The following is a 426-nucleotide window of genomic DNA, read 5'->3' as shown; positions in this document are numbered from 1 at the left end:
ATTCGTTCCTTAGTGGCCCGCAGGCTGCGGATGTAATAGCCTTGTGCCTGAACGGCTGACTTGATTTCGTTGCTAACGTTGAGAACTCGTTTTCTGCTCTTGCGCCAGGTATGTGCAGAGTAAAGCGCAGGTACGGCAGAGCCTGTACTTAGAACGAGCAAGCCGCGCTTGTCATTGCGATAGATATCAAACATCGTTCGTCCCCGCTGACCATATTGAACTAAGAATGAAATATGTTTCGGTTGTCTCAATGGCCGAGCTTAGTATTTCGGTCGGCTGTGCGGGTTGTAAATCTGCAACGCCAGCGACTTTCCTTCAGTTCGTTCCGGATACAGAACGAACTGAAGCAAGCCCCGGCCGCCGTCAAATTGCTGCGTATGCAATTACTTCAGTCACGATGTGTTTCGGATGTTGTTGATTGGGGGC

General features: G+C 50.2%; 1 protein-coding gene. It reads right to left on the bottom strand.

Annotated features, from left to right (window positions below; genetic code table 11):
* Window positions 1–194, bottom strand: a 194-nt coding sequence (locus tag AC0L3A_RS40975) for a hypothetical protein (RefSeq protein WP_473256613.1), incomplete at its 3' end; no start/stop codon positions are given.
* Window positions 195–426 lie beyond the last annotated feature (232 nt).

Source organism: Bradyrhizobium sp. MI1.3 (assembly GCF_055811695.1).
Note: the sequence above shows the minus strand (reverse complement) of the source record. Positions and strands in the feature narration are given on the sequence as shown.